This is a genomic window from Nocardia sp. NPDC004604 (genome assembly GCF_040609795.1).
Taxonomy (GTDB): domain Bacteria; phylum Actinomycetota; class Actinomycetes; order Mycobacteriales; family Mycobacteriaceae; genus Nocardia.
In genome coordinates this window covers 42,359-62,476 of the sequence record NZ_JBEXLC010000024.1, presented here as the reverse complement: position 1 = coordinate 62,476, position 20,118 = coordinate 42,359, and the positions used below count along the sequence as shown (strand labels likewise).

At 65.7% G+C, this 20,118-nt stretch carries 17 protein-coding genes, 1 tRNA gene and 1 pseudogene; 10 read left to right on the top strand and 9 right to left on the bottom strand.

Features of this window, described 5'->3' with window-relative positions; translation table 11 throughout:
* Window positions 1-11: 11 nt before the first annotated feature.
* From ABZW16_RS11735 to ABZW16_RS11720, 4 genes are all read right to left on the bottom strand, one after another.
* A complete protein-coding gene (locus ABZW16_RS11735; RefSeq protein WP_354954846.1) occupies window positions 12-1,448 on the bottom strand; it encodes an alpha/beta hydrolase in 1,437 nt (478 codons plus the stop codon).
* 226 nt (window positions 1,449-1,674) lie between these two features.
* Window positions 1,675-2,118 carry a hypothetical protein gene (locus ABZW16_RS11730; protein WP_354954844.1) on the bottom strand — a complete coding sequence of 148 codons (444 nt, stop codon included), beginning with the start codon at window positions 2,116-2,118 and terminating at the stop codon, window positions 1,675-1,677.
* A gap of 179 nt (window positions 2,119-2,297) precedes the next feature.
* Window positions 2,298-2,368: transfer RNA gene (locus ABZW16_RS11725), tRNA-Gly, on the bottom strand.
* A gap of 115 nt (window positions 2,369-2,483) precedes the next feature.
* Complete coding sequence (locus ABZW16_RS11720; RefSeq protein ID WP_354954842.1) at window positions 2,484-2,714, bottom strand: hypothetical protein; 231 nt, start codon at window positions 2,712-2,714, stop codon at window positions 2,484-2,486.
* Window positions 2,715-3,087: 373 nt separating this feature from the next.
* Here ABZW16_RS11720 and ABZW16_RS11715 point away from each other — a divergent pair, with 373 nt between their 5' ends.
* The 4 genes from ABZW16_RS11715 to dcd all read left to right on the top strand — a co-directional run bounded on the left by ABZW16_RS11715 (window position 3,088) and on the right by dcd (window position 6,317).
* Window positions 3,088-3,537 carry a hypothetical protein gene (locus ABZW16_RS11715; RefSeq protein ID WP_354954840.1) on the top strand — a complete coding sequence of 150 codons (450 nt, stop codon included), beginning with the start codon at window positions 3,088-3,090 and terminating at the stop codon, window positions 3,535-3,537.
* Window positions 3,538-3,566: 29 nt separating this feature from the next.
* Window positions 3,567-5,225 (top strand): hypothetical protein, encoded by a 1,659-nt coding sequence (locus ABZW16_RS11710; RefSeq protein ID WP_354954838.1) that lies wholly within the window; start codon window positions 3,567-3,569, stop codon window positions 5,223-5,225.
* The gene (locus ABZW16_RS11705) at window positions 5,222-5,656 is read left to right on the top strand and encodes a hypothetical protein (RefSeq protein ID WP_354954836.1); all 435 of its coding nucleotides are present in this window, start codon (window positions 5,222-5,224) and stop codon (window positions 5,654-5,656) included. Before ABZW16_RS11710 ends, ABZW16_RS11705 begins: the two co-directional genes overlap by 4 nt.
* Window positions 5,657-5,744: 88 nt before the next feature.
* Window positions 5,745-6,317, top strand: coding sequence for a dCTP deaminase (dcd, locus tag ABZW16_RS11700; RefSeq protein ID WP_354954834.1), 573 nt, complete (start codon window positions 5,745-5,747; stop codon window positions 6,315-6,317).
* Here the strand turns inward: dcd and ABZW16_RS11695 are convergent.
* The 3 genes from ABZW16_RS11695 to ABZW16_RS11685 form a co-directional block, all read right to left on the bottom strand.
* The gene (locus ABZW16_RS11695) at window positions 6,314-6,685 is read right to left on the bottom strand and encodes a hypothetical protein (protein ID WP_354954832.1); all 372 of its coding nucleotides are present in this window, start codon (window positions 6,683-6,685) and stop codon (window positions 6,314-6,316) included. The genes dcd and ABZW16_RS11695 overlap by 4 nt on opposite strands.
* Before the next feature lie 326 nt (window positions 6,686-7,011).
* Window positions 7,012-7,836: a helix-turn-helix domain-containing protein gene (locus ABZW16_RS11690; RefSeq protein ID WP_354954830.1), complete on the bottom strand. Its 825-nt coding sequence runs from the start codon at window positions 7,834-7,836 to the stop codon at window positions 7,012-7,014.
* A 121-nt stretch (window positions 7,837-7,957) separates the two neighbouring features.
* Window positions 7,958-8,407, bottom strand: coding sequence for a hypothetical protein (locus ABZW16_RS11685; protein ID WP_354954828.1), 450 nt, complete (start codon window positions 8,405-8,407; stop codon window positions 7,958-7,960).
* A 233-nt stretch (window positions 8,408-8,640) separates the two neighbouring features.
* Between ABZW16_RS11685 and ABZW16_RS11680 the strand changes: the two genes are divergently transcribed.
* The 3 genes and pseudogenes from ABZW16_RS11680 to ABZW16_RS11670 all read left to right on the top strand — a co-directional run.
* Window positions 8,641-9,981 (top strand): XRE family transcriptional regulator, encoded by a 1,341-nt coding sequence (locus ABZW16_RS11680; protein WP_354954826.1) that lies wholly within the window; start codon window positions 8,641-8,643, stop codon window positions 9,979-9,981.
* Window positions 9,982-10,270: 289 nt separating this feature from the next.
* A complete protein-coding gene (locus ABZW16_RS11675; protein WP_354954880.1) occupies window positions 10,271-11,527 on the top strand; it encodes a pyridoxal phosphate-dependent aminotransferase in 1,257 nt (418 codons plus the stop codon).
* 523 nt (window positions 11,528-12,050) lie between these two features.
* Window positions 12,051-13,274, top strand: a pseudogene (locus tag ABZW16_RS11670) (YibE/F family protein); the annotation flags it as partial.
* Between the two features lie 799 nt (window positions 13,275-14,073).
* Here ABZW16_RS11670 and ABZW16_RS11665 read toward each other — a convergent pair.
* Window positions 14,074-15,411 (bottom strand): Hsp70 family protein, encoded by a 1,338-nt coding sequence (locus ABZW16_RS11665; protein WP_354954824.1) that lies wholly within the window; start codon window positions 15,409-15,411, stop codon window positions 14,074-14,076.
* 151 nt (window positions 15,412-15,562) lie between these two features.
* Window positions 15,563-16,885, bottom strand: coding sequence for a UDP-glucose/GDP-mannose dehydrogenase family protein (locus tag ABZW16_RS11660; RefSeq protein WP_354954822.1), 1,323 nt, complete (start codon window positions 16,883-16,885; stop codon window positions 15,563-15,565).
* Window positions 16,886-17,034: 149 nt separating this feature from the next.
* Between ABZW16_RS11660 and ABZW16_RS11655 the strand changes: the two genes are divergently transcribed.
* The 3 genes from ABZW16_RS11655 to ABZW16_RS11645 all read left to right on the top strand — a co-directional run bounded on the left by ABZW16_RS11655 (window position 17,035) and on the right by ABZW16_RS11645 (window position 20,117).
* Window positions 17,035-17,580, top strand: a complete 546-nt coding sequence (locus tag ABZW16_RS11655; RefSeq protein WP_354954820.1) for a YdcF family protein — start codon at window positions 17,035-17,037, stop codon at window positions 17,578-17,580.
* Window positions 17,581-17,739: 159 nt separating this feature from the next.
* Window positions 17,740-18,969 carry an acyl-CoA dehydrogenase family protein gene (locus tag ABZW16_RS11650; protein WP_354954818.1) on the top strand — a complete coding sequence of 410 codons (1,230 nt, stop codon included), beginning with the start codon at window positions 17,740-17,742 and terminating at the stop codon, window positions 18,967-18,969.
* A complete protein-coding gene (locus tag ABZW16_RS11645; RefSeq protein ID WP_354954816.1) occupies window positions 18,969-20,117 on the top strand; it encodes an acyl-CoA dehydrogenase family protein in 1,149 nt (382 codons plus the stop codon). Before ABZW16_RS11650 ends, ABZW16_RS11645 begins: the two co-directional genes overlap by 1 nt.
* The last annotated feature ends 1 nt before the right edge of the window (window position 20,118 follow it).

Here is a 20,118-nt window from a genome sequence, read left to right as displayed (position 1 = left end):
GGCGGCCCTGGTCAGGCGGCTGGGCAGTGTGTCGAGGGGGCTGGGACGGTGAGATCGATGAGGTAGTGGTCGGCGGCGGAGGTGGTGCAGGGGGTGCGGCTGTAGATGCCGTGGCCCCAGCCGTCGTAGGTGAGCAGGGTGGTGTCAGGGGTTTGGGCGGCTACCCGGGTTGCCCATTCGAGTGGGGTGGCGGGGTCGTGCCGACCGTTGAGGACGAGGATCGGCGGGGTGCCCTCGGTGCGCGGGCGGTGTGGGAGGTTCTGCGGCGGGGTCGGCCAGCCCGAGCAGAGAGTGCCTGCGGCCCAGGCGAAATGGGCCCGCAGCGTGGGGGTGTTGCTGTTCTGCTCATGCCACTGCTGGGTCCAGTCATCCTGATCGGTGATGTCGAACTTCCAGTCCGCACAGAAGATTGCCTCCGGGGTTGGTGTCGGCTCGCCCGATCGCTGGGCTGCGGCAGGCTGGGGCGAGGCTGGTGGCTGGGCGGTGAGAGCCTGTAGATCGGTGGTCAGACCGGCCCAATCAGGGTTGTACAGCCGTTGTGTCACTTTGGTGCTCAGATCCATCGGGTCGAGCACCCGCTCCGGCTTGGCAAGGTCGCGCAGTTCCCCACGCCCGGCCCTGGCGAAGAGTTCGCCGTAGACCCGGTGCACGTCCGTGCCGTGCAGCGTGCACGTCTCGTCGCGTTCGCACCACGCCGTGTATTCCTCGAAGGCGTCCTGTCCCGCACGCGCTTCGGATGCGAAGAAACCGCGTCCGTCGAGGCTGTGGTCATCCACGCTGTCCAGCAGCGACGCCCGCAGCCGCCGCGGGAACAGCTCCGCGTACGCCTGCCCAGCCATGGTCCCGTACGACCGGCTGTAGAGGCTCAGCTGATCCACCCCGAGCGCGACCCGCAGTGCCTCCACATCACGCGCGACGCTCACGGCATCGAGATGATCGACCAGCGGCCCGGTATGTTCCCGACAGCTCGCCGCGAGATCCCTTGCATAGGAACGAACTTCGTCGATCCGACCGCCGAGACCCGGCACCATATTCGGCCGATGCCCAACCAGCCCGGCATCGCAGCGCAGCGGATGGCTGCGCTTCACCCCACGCGGATCGAGGCTGATGATGTCGAATCGTGCCTGCAGTTCGGGCGAAAACTTCCCGCCCTTCAAGATGTCGTCCACACCGGAGCCCCCCGGCCCGCCGGGCAGCGAAACCAGCGTCCCCAGCTTCCGTCCGGGATCATCGGCCTTGTCCCGGACCACAGCGATATCGATCGTCGCACCATCCGCGCTGTCCCAATCGATCGGCACAGTGACTGTCGCACAGTCGAATTCGGCATTCTCCTGACAGGGCCGCCAGTCCGGGCTCGGTGTCCGACTCGATGCGGAGGTGCAGCCGACCAAAGCGGCCGGTATCAGCGCGGCCGCCAGGGCAGCGCAGAACATAGTGCGGAAAACCATGACGCGATCCTCACCTCGCCGCCCGGCCACCCACATCCCTCCGGCGAGCCATCCCCCGCTCACACCCCAGTACTGGACTACGGATTCGGCCATTCGGATACGGCTTACTTGGGCCGCCCCGAATGACCGAATCTCTAGGCGGGGAACGGCTTTCGCGATAGCATCGGATTTGGACTGCCGTATGCTCGGGTGCTAGCTGGCGTATTCTGGCCGGTCGACGTACGCATTATGGGTTCGCAACTGCGACTCGAATGGATTTCGAAGCCATCCATAGGTAGGAGAAGGCATGAAAAGCCTGGTCAAAGGTGTGGGAATGGTTGTCTTGGCCCTCGCCGTAACGGTGCTGCTGACGCAGTCGGGTCTGCCTCGTCGGATGATGCCGGGAACGAAAAAGAGCTGACTCAGCTGACAGACGATCCAGCGACCCGAAGTGCTCGACCATAGCCATAGCTTCCAGGAAGTTGTCGGCGAGCGCTTCGGGGACGGGGGTGTCGCTGCCGAATGTGACTGCGTGCCCACCCTCTTCGCGCCACCATTGCGGAATCCAGGGCCAGAGTCTGCGGGTGTTCATCTCCAACGCTCTGTCACTGTCGGCGATGGCTCGCATTGCCGAGCGGAAGCGGTCCTCGAAGCGGCGCGGGTCGAACGGGCCGGCATCCACGGTGGTCATCGACGCCATTTGCGGTGTCGCGAGAATGCTTGCGGCGCTTACGGGTAACTCGTCAGCAGTACCAAAAGGTCTGGTATCAGCGGATTTTGCGCCCGGACCCCGTCGAGACGCTGAGGGTGCAGCAGCCCTACCGGCTACCGGAGTGAACGGTCCCTGATCAGGGCTGAATATCTTGTTTGAGCCGATGACGGGAATCGAACCCGCGCTGTCTGCTTGGGAAGCAGAAGTTCTACCATTGAACTACATCGGCAGTGCGTTATGCGCGTTCGCGACTCTATCAGACCAGGCGCTATGTCGGTCAACTCCCTTGATCCGGAGTCCGGACCGGGCGTGTTCGAGGCCCAGGTCCGGATCTACTCCAGATTTCAGCTGAGGTCGGCGAAGTCATCGAGGTGCTTGCGGGCATCGGGGCCTTCGTGAGCGGGTTCGACGTAGTGCCGCCTGGTCGTGACGCTGCTGGCGTGGCCGAGCTGGGCGGCCGCCATCTCGATGACTTTCTTATGCCGAAAGGAACCGGGGATCTGCGGCAAAGCCGCACTGTCCGAATGCCTTTCGACAGAACGGTGCACGACTCTGTCGCGGTAGGTGGCGGCCACTCGTGAAACAAGCTGGTCGCCTGAAGGTGACAACTGGCCTCGTCGAGTCCGAGCGCGATTCCGGACCAGTGCGCGACCTCGCGGTCTATCGGGCGAGGTTGAAGTCCAGGACAGCATTACGTGAGGCGATGCAGGCCAAGAGTGTGCCTGGATGAGCGCATCGGGTGCGGCGATAGCGCCGAACTCGGCGACCCCTCCGCACCCGGCATGCGGTCGCCGGACCGGACGCCTCGACCCACCAGGATGGTTCGGCCTGGCCTCCAGGGTTTTTGGATCAGCGGCAAGCTCCCAGGACCGGCGAGGCCCGGCAAGCGTCGGGGCGCATCTCCGTGGAAAATACCGTCCAGTCCACCCTGTTGTGCAAGGAGCGAGTATGCCGCCCGAACAAATTCCGCCCGACGGTGCAGGCGACGGCACACCCACGTTGTACTTCGACCCGGACACCTTTCCGAACACCGTCTCGGGCGTGGCCAGCGCTTGCGATCACATGTCCACCGTGGTGGCGACGAATCCGAAGACGCCCGGCCACTCCCAGGGCGACTTCGGTACCGTCGGGCAGGCGTGGCTGGAATTCCACCAGGCCTGGGCCGACGAGGCCGTATACGCCATGCGGGCGTTGGGAGTGCTGGTGGGGTTGCTCCCTGCGGCGAGCACCGATTACCAGCACACCGACCACGGCGGCGGAGCGGCCATCACCCGCGACGCGAGCGGATTCGGCCACGGGTCGAACACCAACGGCGGGTCCGGGCACGGTGATGGCAATTCTGGAAATTCGGCGACCCCTCCGGGACCCCGCCGCCTCGGGCACCGGCCGGACCTATGAGTTCGGACGGGGCCTCGGCCCTAAAGTTGGTGCTGGACCAGCTGGACCAGATATCCGGCGCATACTGCACACCGGCGCACCTAAAAGGGCTGATCAAGGCTGCCCTGCTGGTTCCGGCGCCGGAGGGCAGCCCTGGCACGATCGACAATCAGGCGGCAACCTACAAGACGGCCGGGGACACTACCCGTACCGCCGGGATGGACCTGATGCATGTGGTCTCGTCGGCATTGCCCACGGCGTGGCGGGGCGCGGCGGCCGAAACCGCCGGGCAAGCGCTCGGCTCCGTGGCCTTTCAAGGCATGAGCATCATCAGCGGGTTTGAGGGCGGCCACAAGGTGCTGACCACGTGGGCAGGCAAACTGCGCGAGGCCCAGAAGCGCGACGGGGACGGCCGTAAACAGCTGAACGAAGCCAACGACCTGGTGAAGTCGGTGACCCCGGTCAACCCCCGCTTCGGGCCATTGCGGCCCCAGGGCTTGATGCAGGCCCTGGGGCAGGCGAAATCAGGCTGTCGCGACATGCTCGCCGCCGCACAGCTGGCCCACGGCGCTGCGGACGACGCGATCAAAGCGCTGAAGCAGTCCGCCCTGGCGGCACGGGCACGCCAGATCACCGCCCCGGGGGTCGACCCGCTCAGCGCCGTCAGCCTGGCCTACACCGGAGATGGTGCCGGGACCAGCATCGACCCCGGCGTTCTCAATCCGTCCGCGATGGCAAGAGCCTCCCAGCAACTCGCCACCATGTCGCCCGCCGACCGTGCGGCATTCGAGAAACTCGTGGCCGACGCGCAGTCGCCACAGGAGGCCGCCTATCTCTGGAAAGCATTGGGCGCGGGCTACAACATCAGCCAGGTCGCCGCATACGACCAGGTCATCCACCCGTTCGGGAACGACCTCCCCTGGTTGACCAAACATCTCAACCCCCAGGTCCACAATAACAACACCACTCCGGGATCGATGAACCGAAAGGTGTTGAGCTATGACGGCGTCGAGTGGGCACCAGAGGAACCCGGCGCCAACGTCGATTACTACCTCTACGGTCAGGGCAATTACAACGATTGCGTCGCCGCGTCGACCGTGGTGGCGAAACTGAGCGCCGATCCCGTGCAAATGCTGGGAGTTACAACCGGTCAGGGACCCGCCGCGGTCGCTGGCGACTCTGTCGGCAACGACAGCCTCGGCGCGGTGCACAACCGGTTGCAGAACCTCTACCTCCACAACTACGACGTCGGGCAGACCGCCGATGGTGTGGCCCACCCGAACACGACGAACGGCATCGCCGCCAAGGGCCAAGCGGCGCTCGACGGCTCTCTGCTCTCCCCTGCCACTGGCAGCACCTACCAGATCCAGTCGCTGGACGACCCGGCGGCGCGTCAAGCCGCCCTGCCCGGCATCCAGGCCGCGGCGAGCGCGGGCAAGCCGGTACCCGTCGACGTATACGGTCAAGAACAAGTCGTGGACCGGTCGATTCCACACCATAGGCCGGAGCTGTACTCCCAGGCGGTACGCCACCAGATGGTGATCGTCGGTGCCCACGGCAACGAACTGGAGATCTACAACCCATGGGGCTACACCCAGTGGGTTACGACCCAACAGTTCGTCGATGGGCAGTTGGGCGCGCTCACCTCGGCAGACGGCTCTCCCGACGGCGGCCTGCCCAATCCCTATGAAGTGCAGGTGCCGCAATGAGCTGGCGCACGGGCCGCTCGAACGACGAGCTGCGCGGCCTCGACGTGCCCGCCGCGCTCGTGGCGGGCATGCCCGAACCGGGACCGGCTCGCCGAATCCTCTTCGCCGAAGCCGCCATCGCCGCATCACTGGCGGCACAGGACCTCGGCGTCGGCCCGCATCCAGTGCGGTTCCTGGCCGGTTGCGTCCGCTCGCTCGGTCTCGACGGCGCGCTGCAGCTCCCCGAGCCGCTCATCGGCGACCAGCCCACCCGGCTGGTGCGGGAATGGATGTCCGCTGCCCACACCGGCCCCGACCCCGACATCGCCCGCGACGACCTCTTCGCTCGCTGGCTCGAGGCGGTGGCCCTGCTGATCGAGGTGCGCCAGCAGGCGCTACACCCCGGCCAGCCGGGCGACCGAGGCGGTGGTGCACCGGCCGAGGGCGGCTAGACGAGTAGTGGTCTGCGCGGCGGGCGTCCCGGCTGCTCACCCTGCGGTGGCTGCGGAGCGTGTTCGAGCAGGCGCTACGCTCGTCGGCGTGCTGCTTTCCGATCGTGACATCCGTGCGGAGATCGCCGCTGGGCGTCTCGGCGTCGAGCCGCTGCTGGAAAATCTGATCCAGCCGTCGAGTATCGATGTGCGTCTGGACCGATTCTTCCGGGTATTCGACAACACCCGCTACACCCATATCGATCCCGCGCGACGCCAGGACGAGCTGACCAGCCTGGTCGAGCCCGACGATGGTGAGCCGTTTGTGCTGCATCCGGGCGAATTCGTGCTCGGTTCCACGCTCGAGGTGTGCACGCTGCCGAGTGATCTGGCCGGTCGGCTGGAGGGCAAGTCGAGCCTCGGGCGGCTCGGTCTGCTCACCCACTCGACGGCGGGGTTCATCGACCCGGGCTTCAGCGGTCACATCACGCTGGAACTGTCGAATGTGGCGAACCTGCCGATCACCCTGTGGCCCGGTATGAAGATCGGCCAGCTGTGCCTGCTGCGCCTGACCAGCCCGGCCGAGCACCCGTACGGCAGCGCCACTGCGGGCTCGAAGTACCAGGGGCAACGCGGCCCGACCCCCTCCAGGTCCTACCTCAACTTCCCGCTGCCCACCTAGTACCAGGTTCTCGTGGGTCGGAAGTGGCGCCGCGTTGCGGCCGGAATCCACAGCAGCGCCAGCACGATCACCGACAGCGTCCAACCCGCCAGCAGTGCCGCGTGGGCTCCGCTGGAGGAGAACAACATCCAGACCACGAACCGGCCGATGAACTGACCGCCCAGCAGGAACGAGATCGTGATGCGCGCCCAGTTCCGCCCGCGCACCACCGGCAGTATGAGCGCTGCATAGACCGGCCCGCTGATCAGGTGGAACACCGTGCCGACATGCCAACCGAACGGCGGCCACAACAGCACGATGATGTGATCGATCGCATGGATGCCGATCCCGAGGGCGGCGATACGCACGGTTATCGGAGTCCCGGACATGTTCGGAACGCTACGGAGCCAGCGCGCACGGTATTGGATAAAACGGCCACGGAAGAATTCGCCCGATTCAAATGGCCTCCACGTTGTACCGCCTGAGCCCGCGCGGCTTCGAACAACAAGTCTTCTGGGGGACCAACTTTGAACGAGTCACCTCCGGATCCGTCGGTTCTGGGCCGGTCGCCTCCGGGTCGGCACGGCGGAGTGAGTTGCGGCTGGGGACTGTCTCTGGCGGGGGCCTCTGGATGGGTCGCGGCTGGACCAGTCACAACCAGGTGAGTCGCGGTGGGTGGCTTGTCACGAGGGAAGGTGACCCTGGATGTATCGCCTCACGAACCGGCGCTCGACGAATTCGCCAAGCCGAGTAGGTGTCCGGGCGTTGTTCCGGCGAAGCGCTGGAAGTCTCGACACAGATGGGACTGGTCGTAGAAACCGAAATCGCTGGCCAGAGCGCCTATTTCGATCTCGGGCATGACCGTCAGGGCGGCAAACACGCCCGAGAAACGCATCAGCGATCCATAGGTCTTCGGCGACAGACCGACCTGTTCGGTGAACCGTCCGCGGAAATGCCTTCGACTCCAGCCGGATTCCACGACTAGATCGGTGAGCGGCGTTGTGCCCCCTGATATCTGCAGTTGGCGAACGGCCGACACGATCGCCGAGTTGGTCTCCGCTTGCGCCGATCGGTTCCGAAGGTAGTCGCCGACCAGCTCGAATCGCCGTGACCAGCTTGCCGTCTCCGCCAGCAGTTCGGTGAACCGCCGCGCCGAGTCGCCGAAGAGCTCGCCCAAATCCACTGCGGTATTGCGTATTTCATCGAGCGGCACTCGGAGTAGCCGCCGCGCCGCCAATGGCTCCAATTGCACCTGCACACTGCGCATCCGCCCGACATGCTCGGCTGTGCCCGCCCGATCGTGCAACCCGATCACCAGTGCGGCCGGATCCATGGCCCGCCCCGCGAACGTACCCTCCATCGCGAAGACGATTTTCACCGTGCCACCCGGAATCTTGCGCCTGCGTACGGGTCTCGGCTCCAGCACATCGAAGCCGAAGCATCGGATCACATCGAGACCGGATAAGGCGGGGCCGTGCACGATGTTGCGGGCGTCGACCTGATAGGTCCCACGCAGATCCGCTGCCCTTTCGCTGCCCATCGGTCCACGGTAGATCGCGTGAACCGACCAAGAACGACCGACCGAGTCCGCCCCTGTCGACTGCCAGTTGAGGGGCGGACTCGGCAGGTCCGGCGCCGAGCGGCGGGGACCGACGACGCATTCAGTCCCCGCCGCCCGCCCCCACCGCGAGGGCCGTCGTGATGATGACGGATAGCGGTGGGAGCGTGTCGCCGCGACTCGGTGGGTTGACCCAGAAGCACCCTTCCCGGGTCCACCGGCCGAGCCCGGTCGGCAACATCACGGCGCTGCCGATGGCGGGTATGCCGATATCGAGACGGTTCAGCACCTCCAATACCTGCGCGCCCGGCCGACTGTCCGGCTCGGCAAGGAAGCTCCAGCGGATCTGCCTGGCGAGCATGGGGCCCCTCGTCCCCTGCTGTTCCAGTGCGGCCCTGACCTTTTCGGCCCGAACCGTTGGCAGGTGGACAACGCAGACCCGGCCGGTGATGGGCAGCATCACGAATCCGCCACGTTCGGTTACCGGTAGTTCGAATTCGTGCCGGTAGAAGGCCGCCCAATCGTCGACCGTCCTGAGTTTGTCCGCATTCACAACCAACTCCTTGCCTCCTCCGTTCAAGGGTCCTGCGCGAGACGACGATTCGGCTATGTCCACCTGCCCGCCTTCCGCTGCCATTCCGCTGCCCCTGATAGCGGAATGCTTTTGGATGTGGCCGCACTCACAAACCGCTCGTACCCTGGGAAGGAGTTCGTTTCGGAAGGGATGACACCGTGGTCCGGCACTGGTCAGGTAGAGAGGCCCGTGCGCTTCGCGATGCCAGGCGGATGAGTATCCGAGAGTTCGCGGCACACCTGGGAGTGCACGAGCGCCTGGTATCGAAGTGGGAGGCCGGTGGCGCGCGGGTCCATCCACGCCCGATCAACCAAGCCGCCCTCGATACCTCGCTGGCCAGGTCCGACGATGTTGTGCGGGCACGGTTCGCGGCCATGATCGATCAGCCGGTAGTCGATCGACCGGCCGAGCCCGGATTCGACAGGCGGGCCGGCGCAACGGCCCGCGCCAGCTATTCCAGTGACGCGGACCTTTTAGCTCTCATAGACGCCGGTGCGGTGAGAGGTGATGCGTTAGCAGCGATTTCAGAGAGGGATCTGATCATGGCGGCTGCCCACGAGGCGAGCGAGCACGCCGGGAAGGCAGAGAGTACCAATGTGGGTGCCACCACCTTGGAACAGCTCGACGCCGATGTCACGCGCATCGCGAATGATTACGTGCACGTCCCACCGGTGCCGATGATGGTGGAGATGCTGCGAGTCCGACGCCGGGTATACCGGCTGTTGGAAGGACATCAGCGCCCCGCCGACACCAGCCATCTCTACCTGCTGGCGGGCACACTGTCGGGACTACTCGCCAACGCGAGTACCGACCTCGGGTACTTCGATGCCGCGGGCGAGCAGATCAGAGCGGCCTGGGCCTACTCGGAACTGTGCGGACACAACGGATTGCGCGCCTGGACCCGCGGCATGCACGCGCTCATCGAATACTGGTCCGACCGGCCGCGCCGCGGCGTACTGCTCGCGCAGAGCGGGCAGGAGTTCGCCGAATCGGCCACGGCCAAGGTTCGACTATTGAATATCGAGGCCAGGATCTGGTCTCGATTGGGCAGTCATGCCGATGCCGACCGCTGCATTCGCGCCGCGGACGACGCCCGCGAGGCGTCCGAGAGCGACAGCCTGCACGACGAGGTCGGCGGTGTCTTCGGCTTCAACGAGGCGAAGGCCCACTACTACGCGGGCGCGACCTATATCCACCTCGGCCAGGCCGAACCCGCACTGGCCGCGACCCAGCGGACCATCGAGCTGTATGCGAACGGCCCCTCGGAGCAGCGCTCCTACGGCGCCGAAGCATTGGCCCGGGTGGACAATGCCGCGGCGCATCTGATCAATGGAAGTCTCGACGGCGCGGCCGCCGCACTGGTTCCGGTGCTCGGGCTCGCCGAGGACAAGCGCATCGCGCAACTCGAAGAACGGCTCGTCGGCGTACGGCGGCGGATCGCGGGACCGGCGTTCCGCGATGCGGTGGAAGCGCGCTACCTCGATGAACGGATCGAAGAATTCTGCGGATCCACTGCGGCCAAAGGCATCCCGCCGGGTAGCTCAACGACCTGAGTAGCGATTGCCGCCGAGCGACGCCCGCACTCACATCACCACCGCGGAGCGAGTCTTACGAGCGACCCGTTCGCGGCCCGTCTCGCGTCCGCGCGAAGGCGCGGCCATCGAACTCAGCCGAGTCGGCTAAGCGCATGCGACGCAGTCGCGAGTCTCGACGGCTCGGACGCGAGGCCCACCCGTCGCCCGACCACCACCCCTCATCGAATCGCTAGACGATGCTGAATACTCGGGGCAGCGAACACGCCGCGCCCGCGCGGCCAAAAACACCGTTGCACGGGATGGCACCATAGGACGGGTGAGTCCAAGCCATCTCCCGCATCACCCGCCGCGCACGCTGGAGCAGTCCACCAAGCTGCAGAACGTCCTCTACGAAATTCGTGGACCGGTACACGCGCATGCGGCACGGCTGGAGGCGGAGGGGCATCGCATCCTCAAGCTCAATATCGGCAATCCGGCCCCGTTCGGATTCGAGGCGCCCGATGTGATCATGCGCGACATCATCGCCGCGCTGCCGTATGCCCAGGGCTATTCGGAATCCAAGGGCATCCTCTCGGCCCGGCGCGCCATCGTGACCCGCTACGAACTGGTCCCCGGCTTCCCCGAACTCGATGTCGATGACGTCTACCTGGGCAATGGTGTCTCCGAGCTGATCACCATCACCATGCAGGCGCTGCTCGACAACGGTGACGAGGTGCTGATCCCGGCGCCCGACTATCCGCTGTGGACCGCCATGACCAGCCTGGCCGGCGGTACCCCGGTGCATTACCTGTGTGACGAGTCCAATGGCTGGCAGCCCGATATCGCCGATATCGAATCGAAGATCACCGCCAAGACCAAGGCGCTGCTGGTCATCAATCCGAACAACCCGACCGGCGCGGTGTACTCCACCGAGGTGCTCCAGCAACTGGTCGACCTGGCGCGCAAACATCAATTGTTACTGCTGGCCGATGAGATCTACGACAAGATCCTCTACGACGATGCCAAGCACATTTCGCTGGCGACGCTCGCGCCCGATCTGCTCTGCCTGACCTTCAACGGACTGTCGAAGGCCTACCGGGTCGCGGGCTACCGCTCCGGCTGGCTGGCGATCACCGGACCCAAGGAGCATGCGGCCGGTTTCCTCGAGGGTATCGATCTGCTCGCCTCGACCAGGCTTTGCCCGAATGTTCCCGCGCAGCACGCGATTCAGGTGGCGCTCGGCGGACATCAGAGCATCGAGGATCTGATCCTGCCCGGCGGGCGACTGCTGGAGCAGCGCGATGTCGCGTGGGAGCGGCTGAACGTCATCCCGGGCGTGTCGTGTGTGAAGCCGAAGGGTGCGCTCTACGCGTTCCCGAAGTTGGATCCGAACGTCTATGAGATCCACGATGATTCGAAGTTGATCCTGGATCTGCTGCTGCAGGAGAAGATCTTGATGGTGCAGGGGACCGGATTCAACTGGCCGCATCATGATCATCTGCGGATCGTCACGCTGCCGTGGGCACGCGACCTCGCGGTCGCGATCGAGCGCTTCGGGAACTTCCTGTCGAGCTATCGGCAGTAGGGGATAGCGACCGGTCGGTCGGTAAATGTCCCGCTCTAGCGCGTTTCGGGCAACCGCGCCGCCCCGCTTCGGGGTTCAAAACATACTCTGCGTACGGATAGTTGGGAGTTTTAGTTACTAGCTAGCGCTAAACGAGACTTTTTGTGTACAGTGTCTCTTGGCACTTCGAGTGCCCGGTCAAGTTGTCTACCCCCCCTGGACAACCTGACCTCGGGTTAGGCTGCCTACCCCCCTGGGCGCCAACCTGCGGGCGGCGGAGACATCCCCCTGCTCTCCGCCGCCCCCTCCCGCTTTCTCCACCGAATGCCGCATCGCGCAGCGATGAGGGGTGATAGCTGGGTGACGGGTGGGCAATTTACCGACGCCAGGTCGTTCGATGTCCGGTCCGCGAAACCGATCTTGAAAATGAAATCCTTTAAGCTCGCACCCGGGACGACAGACGAAAAGGTAGGAGTCCGGTGAGCCAGCGACCGACAACACCACGCGTCTCGCGCACTGCGGGGACGAGCGCCGAGGCGGCGTCATGAGTGACCATCACCACCATCACCACGACCATTCGGGCCCCATTGCCATCGGAGCGACTGCCGCCCGCGTCGTCGTCGGGCTGCTCGCCGCGATCGGTGCCGTCGTCGTCATCGCCGCCATCGTGCTGTGGCCGAGCAGCCAGCACATCGATATCCCGCTGCCGATGCAGAACGCGGGCGGCGGCGCGGTGCAGACCGAGGCCGGAACCGTGGTGCTGCAGGATATCGGTGCATGCGGCAGCAGTTCGATCGGCAAGGTGTTCATCGATAAACCCGAACAGCCGCGTGCCGCTGGCTATACCTGCCAGCGCAGTCTGATCAGCATCGATTCGGGTCCGCACAAGGGCAATCGCACCCTGTTCGAAATCGCGCCCGGCCCGGGACAGCCCGATCTGCACGCCGGTGACCACATCCGGATCGTCCGCCAGACCGATCCGAGCGGAATGCCGCTGTATTCGTTCGAGGACTACTCCCGCGGGCTGCCGCTGACGCTGATCGTGCTGGCCTTCGTGGTCGTGGTCATCGTGGTCGCGCGCTGGCGCGGCCTGCGGGCGTTGCTCGGTTTGGGCTTCGCCTTTGCGGTGCTGGTGCTGTTCATGCTGCCCGCGCTGCTGGACGGCAAGCCCGCGATTCCGGTCGCGCTGGTCGCGGGTGCGCTGATCCTGTATGCCGTGCTCTATCTCGCACACGGTGTGAATCTGCGGACCAGTTCGGCGCTGCTCGGCACCCTGACGTCGATGATCGTGGCGGCGGTGTTGTCCTGGGTGGCCATCAAGATCACGAATCTGACCGGGCTATCCGAGGAACAGAACACCAACGTCGCCACCTACATTCAGCACGTCAGCATTACCGGTCTACTGCTGGCCGGCTTCATTATCGGCTCGCTCGGTGTGCTCAACGATGTCACCATCACCCAGGCGTCGGCCGCCTTCGAACTCGCTGCCATCGACGAATCCGCCTCGCGCCGTGAGGTCTTCACCGCCGCCATGCGCGTCGGCCGCGACCATATCGCGAGTACCGTCTACACTCTGGTCCTGGCCTACGCGGGCGGCGCGCTCCCATTGCTGCTGCTGTTCAGCGTCGCGGGCCGCTCCATTCGCGACGTTCTGACCGGTGATGCGGTCGCCATCGAAATCGCTCGCTCCTCGGTCGGTGGTATCGCGCTGGCCCTGTCGGTCCCGCTGACCACCGCCATCGCGGTCATGCTCGCGCGTCCGTTCGGTCGCAAGCCCGAACCAGTGACCCCCGCCCGCCGCCACTCCCGGCACGCGAAGTCCGAGTCGACCGGACCGGCTCGGCGCTCGGGGGGTTCGTCGCGCTCGTCGGCAGCGTCCAACCCGTCCGGCATAGCGGTCGCGACCGATACGAGAGATACCGGACGCCAGCGGATCTCGGATCACACCGGGGATGAGTCGGGCACCGGCTCGCACAGGCGGGTCTCCCGGGACGATGAATCGGGTACCGGCTCGCACAGGCGGGTCTCCCGGGACGGGCAACCGAATCCCCGGGCATACGAACGCAATCGCAGCTACCGGAGCGATCCGCAACCGTACGAACCTGATTACGACACCGACCCCCGTGGCTATCGCACCCCCGACCTCCGCGGCTACGAAGGCCACTGGGGCGACGACAGTTCCGGTCCCCGCAGGTAACCGCCGCTATCGCGGTCGACGACCACACACGCGGTCACCGCACAAGCGATCGCGCACGTGCCGTAACCATGGCACATGTGTCGCGATCAAAGGCGCTGTACATGCAGTTCGATCGGACCAGGCGGGACTCGGCCCGACCCCGGCACCATACCTCTTGTGCTAGCTCCACCCTCCGCCCGACTTCGCGCTCCGCCCGACTCGGCCCGCCGACCAACCGGTCAATCGCCACCAGGGCCACCTGACCAGTCGAGAATGTGCTGGTGCAGGGGAGCTCTCGGCGTTTGCCTGCATGAGTGCATGGTGATCGGTTGTCCAGGGGTGCCCGACTTGGCGCGCTTCATTCTGTGGCCCTGGCATTGTCCCCCGGGGCTCAGTGTGGCCCGGGTGGCGGGAAGGGGAAGACCTCCGGCGGAATGGTCGGCACCACGATCGGCGGAAGACCCGGCACGACAATGGTATTCGGGCCGGGTGTGGTGGGGGGCGGCTCCGTTGTCGTCGTCGTGCGGCGCGGGGGCGGTGCGGCGAGCGATTCGCTGGTCTCGGTGGTGCTGCCCGGGGCGACGGCGATCTGTGGGTCGAGGGTGGTGGTGCGCGGCGCGCTGGTCGGGGCGACCGAGGTGGGGCGGTCGCTGCTCTGCGAATCGCGCTCGAGGACCTGTGGGCCGTAGCCGAGTCCGAGTCCGATGGCGGCGACGACGGCCAGTGCGCTGACGGTCAGCACCGCGCCATTGATCTCCCGCTTGCCGCGGCGGCCCTTGGATGGTGCGGCAAGCCAGGCGGGGGCGAGTTCGTCGTCATCGAGCAGCCGAGCCGCGACCGGCGCGTGGTGTTGCGGGGTGGCGACGACGGTGCGAATCGGCCGGGCCAGCATGGCGGCGCCGCGGGTGACCACGGTCTCCGGGCTGTCGGGAACGATGACCGGTACGCCCATCCACCGTTCGAGCACCTTGGCGATCAGCGGAATTCGGGCGCAGCCGCCGATCGCGAGCACACCGTGCACCGGGCGGTCGGAGCGCACGATGACATCGCGCGCCATGCGTGCCGACGATTCGATCGCCAGCATGATGAGGGCTTCGAAATTCTCCTGGGCGAGCAGCACCAGACCCTGTTCGCTGGGCAGCGCCACCGCGGTATTGGTCGACAGCTGTTCCTTGGCCTCGCGGCACAGCGCATCCAGGGCGGCCAGCCCCGCCGAATCCGGCGGATGCGCGATCCGGCCGGAGGCGATCTGCTGTTCGCGGATCAGCGAATCGAGGTAATCGCCGCTGATATCGCTGGTGCGTTCGCTGTGGCGGATCTCGCGGGTCTGGGTGTCGACGACGCTGACCGTCAGTCCGGAGCTGCCGAGGTCGTAGACGACCAGTGAGGAGATGCCGCGAATATCCCCGGTGGACTGGGCGAATTCGAGCGCCGCCACGATTTCGGGCACCAGTTCGTAATTGGTGAGCTGCTGACGCGCCATGGCCGCCCGCAGCGCCCTGGCATGCTGCTCACTGCGGTAGGCGATCGCGGTGGCCGCGATGCCGGGCATGGACTCCAACGTGACGCCGATCGCCTCGGCCGCCAGCTCCTCCACCTGATGTTCGACAACCGGAATGGTCTGCAGATCGAAGGAATGCGGCGCGACCGGGCCGTGGGGGTTCCCGGCGTGTGGTCGTGCCATACGAACGGCACCGGCCCCCACCGAAACACCCAGAACCGAACTCATCAGCTGCCCATCCCGTTTCACACATCACGACATGCGAGCCTGCGCCGCTCGCCGGTGGATTGGCCCGCCCTCGGGACCATACCGCCGACGTCCGACAGTGCCGAAGGCAGGACCTGGTCGCCCCGGCATCGCCCCCGCGTCGCAGGCAACTCTACGGTGTGCCGAGTCCGGCGTACACCCATCCCGCGGCTCTCCAGGTGGCACGATTGAGACAGTTGCGGCCATCGATGATCGACCGCTTCCGGACCACCGGATCGAGGTCTTGCGGACGCAATGTGACGAACTCGTCCCACTCGGTCAGCACCAGCACCACATCCGCGCGATCGCAGGCTTCCGTCACCGATGTTGCGTAGTTCAAAGTGGGAAAGACCCGTCGCGAATTCTCCGCGGCCTTCGGGTCGTACACCGTCACCACTGCGCCGTGCAGCTGGATCATTCCGGCCACATTCAGCGCGGGCGAGTCACGGACATCATCGGATTCGGGTTTGAACGCCGCGCCGAGCACCGCGACATTGGCGCCGAGCAGCGATCCGCCGCAGGCCCGGGCGGCCATATCGACCATTTTGGTGCGGCGGCGCATATTGATGTTGTCGACCTCGCGCAGGAATGCCACCGCGTGATCGGCGCCGAGTTCACCGGAGCGCGCCATGAACGCGCGAATGTCCTTGGGTAGGCAGCCGCCGCCGAAACCCAGTCCGGCATTGAGGAATCGGCGGCCGATGCGTGCGTCGTAGCCGAGTGCGTCGGCCAGCATCGTCACATCCGCACCGGTCGCCTCGCAGACCTCCGATACCGCGTTGATGAATGAGATCTTGGTCGCGAGAAAGGCATTCGCGGAGACCTTGACCAATTCGGCGGTGGCCAGATCGGTCAGCAGGAACGGCACCTCGGCCGCGATCAGGTCGGCGTAGATATCCCGCACAAGCTCCTCGACCCAGGCCGCGGCGTCGCGCTCGCCGTCCACCCCGAGCACCAGTCGATCCGGGCGCAGTGTGTCCTTCACCGCGAAACCCTCACGCAGGAACTCCGGATTCCACGCCACCTCGACCGCGGCGTCGGTGAGCGCTCGTGCCCGCGCGCCCAATGCGGCCGCGGTTCCGACCGGCACCGTCGACTTCCCGACGATCACCGACGGCCGCTCCAGCAGCGGCGCGAGCGTATCGACCACGGCATGCACATATTTCAGGTCCGCGGCGTACTCGCCCTTCTTCTGCGGCGTCCCGACCCCGAGGAAATGCACCTGCGCGTGGGCCGCCGCCTCCGCGTACGAGGTGGTGAACCGCAGCCGACCCGCATCGAGGTTGCGCCGCAGCACCTCCTCGAGCCCGGGTTCATAGAACGGCACCACGCCATCGGACAGCTTCGCGACCTTGCCCGGATCGATATCCACGCCGATCACGTCGTGCCCGAGTTCGGCCATGCACGCAGCGTGCGTGGCCCCGAGGTACCCGGTTCCGAAGACTGTGCATCGCATGATCGATTGATAGGACCCGACGATGGCCGCCGCTGGTCAGTGAGGCAAGGGTCTCGGCAACAGCAGGTGTACAGGTGGCGACAAGAATCGTCGATGGCCTGCTGAACTGCGCGAACTGTGCTGGCGAAGCCCCAGTTACCATCGATCTTGTGCGAGGCCGCCACAAGAACCGGGCACGCAACGTCTGGTTGGTGCTCGGCGTTGCGCTGGTGGTTCTGATCGCGGGTCTGTGGCCGGTGTACGTCCGGCCTCGGGCCGACGCGCCTGCGCGGGCCGATGCGATCCTGGTGCTCGGCGGCGCGCACGACGGGCGTGAAAAGCTGGGGCTTCGGCTGGCCAGCGCGGGTTATGCACCCAGGGTGCTGTTCTCCGATCCGTATGAGGACAGCGCACTGATGAATCGAATCTGCCACAGCCGCTACAGCTTCCAGGTCACCTGCTTCGATCCTTCGCCGCGCACCACCCGCGGCGAAGGTCGCGAACTGGCCAGACTCGCCGCCGCCGAAAACTGGCACCGCGTCATCGTCATCACCTTCACCCCGCATATTTCGCGGGCCCGCTACATCCTCGGAAAGTGCTGGGACGGTGAGCTTCTCATGGTCGACCCGGAACCGCATATCTCGATTCGGCGCTGGGCCTACGACTACGTCTACCAATCCGCCGGTTACCTCAAGGCCTTCTTCGAAGACTGCTAGCGCCGCCATTGGGGGTTGTGCGGCTTGTTCGAAGTAGCTCGGGCATCAAGTGCTGTCGGGTGACTTCAGTTTGATTTCGAGATGAGACAGTCGTAAATTGTGTCTCGTGGGGCATATGGCCACACGGATGCGAAGACGCATATCCCTCCGGGAGGGCAGATGGATTACGACTGGTCAGCGGCCGATCTGGCCTTCCGTGACGAGGTTCGCGCCTTTCTCGACGAGAAGCTGACGCCGGAACTACGGCGGGCCGGGCGCTTGGCGACGAGTGTGTATCCGGACCACGAGGCCAGCATGTGGTGGCAGCACATCCTGCACGAGCGCGGCTGGGCCGCACCTGCCTGGCCGGTGCAACACGGCGGCTGCGATTGGAGCCTCACCCAGCACTACATCTTCAACCGCGAATCGACTCTTGCCGGTGCGCCGACCCTGTCGCCGATGGGGATCAGAATGGTCGCGCCCGCGATCATCGCCTTCGGCACGCCAGCGCAGCAGGATTTCTATCTGCCGCGCATCCTGACCGGGGAAATCTTCTTCTGCCAAGGGTATTCGGAGCCGGAGGCCGGTTCGGACCTGGCAGCGCTGACCATGGCGGCCGTCGATGACGGCGCGGATTTCGTCTGCACCGGCAGCAAGATCTGGACCACGCATGCGACAGCGGCGAATTGGATCTTCTGCCTGGTGCGGACCTCACGCGAGGTCAGGAAGCAGCAGGGCATCACCTTCCTGCTGATCGATATGACCACGCCCGGCATCGAGATTCGCCCACTGGTGATGACCTCCGGTGAACAGGTGCAGAATCAGATCTTCTTCGATAACGTCCGGGTGCCCAAGAGCAATGTGCTCGGTCGCATCGATGACGGTTGGACCGTCGCGAAATATCTGCTGGTCCACGAGCGCGGCGGCGCGGCCTCGCCGATACTGCAGGTCATGGCCCAGGAGGTGGCGACCGCGGCGGCCGGGCAGACCGGACCCGACGGCAATCCGCTGATCGATGACGCGGCGTTCGCGGCGAAGTTGGCGCAGGCCCGAATTCGCACCGAAGTGCTCGAAATCCTGGAGTACCGAACGCTTTCGGCAATGGCACACGGCAAGAATCCGGGCCCGGCCGCATCGATGCTGAAAATTCTGGCTACCGAGTTGAGTCAGCAGCTCACCGAATTGGCGCTGGAGGCGGCCGGTCCGCGCGGCCGGGTCTATCAGCCGCATGCCACTGAACCCGGCGGGCCGATCGCCGAATTCACCCCGCCCGCGGACGGCTATCGCAGCGGCGAGGACTGGCAGGCGGTCGCACCGCTGCGCTACTTCAACGACCGCGCTGGCTCGATCTACGCGGGCAGCAATGAAATTCAGCGAAATATCCTCGCCAAGGCAGCATTGGGGCTCTGATGGACTTCACCTTCACCGATGAGCAGGAACTACTCCGCGCTGCGGTGGCCGGATTCCTCGGTGCCCGTTACGAATTGGCGAAGAGTCGCAGTGCGGCGAAATCCGATATCGGCTGGCAGCCGGGGGTCTGGCGCGGATTCGCCGAGGAGCTGGGCATTCTCGGGGCCACGCTGCCCGAGCGGGTCGACGGTACGGGCGGCGGTCCGGTCGAGCTGATGATCATCACCGAGGAACTCGGCCGCGCGCTGGTCGTCGAGCCCTATGTCGACACCGTGGTCGTCGGCGCGGGGCTGCTGAACCGCTGCGGCGGTGAACTCGCCGATTCGATACTGCGACGGATCGTTTCCGGTGCCGCGCGGACCGCCTTCGCCGCACTGGAGCCGACCTCGGGGCAGACGCTGCACGACGTTTCGACCACCGCGCGCCGCGATGGTGATTCATGGCTGATCGACGGCGTCAAGACCGTCGTGACCAGTGCGCCGCTGGCGACCCATCTCCTCATTACCGCGCGCACCGCCGGTGCTCGGCGCGATAAGGACGGCATATCGCTGTTCCTCACCGAATTCGACGCCACGAATCCGCCCGCCGGTGTGCAAGTGCACTCCTACCGGACGATCGATGACCGGGTCGGATCCGACATCACCTGCACCGGCCTCCGATTGCCCGCCGCCGCGCTGCTGGGCGCCGAGGGCGCGGCGTGGGACGCAATCGATGTCACCGTGGACGAGGCGATCGCGGCGATCGCCTCCGAGGCCGTCGGCTGCATGCGGAAAGTACTGGCGGACACCGTCGAATACACCAAACAGCGGCAGCAATTCGGCCAGCCGATCGGCAGCTTCCAGGTGCTCCAGCACCGCATGGTCGATATGTACATCGAACTCGAGCAGGCCATCGCCGCGGTGTACCTGGCCATCTATTCGCTGGGCGCGGCCGCGGCGGATCGGGCGCGTGCGGTCTCGGCCGCGAAGGTCACCATCGGCCGGGCCGCGCGCTTCATCGGCCAGAATGCGGTGCAATTGCACGGCGCGATGGGCATGACCGAAGAACTGGCGATCGGCCACTACTTCAAGCGGCTGACCGCTATCGAGCACGAATTCGGTTCCAGTGACCAACATCTGGCCCGCTACGCCGCGCTGACGAGGCCATAGC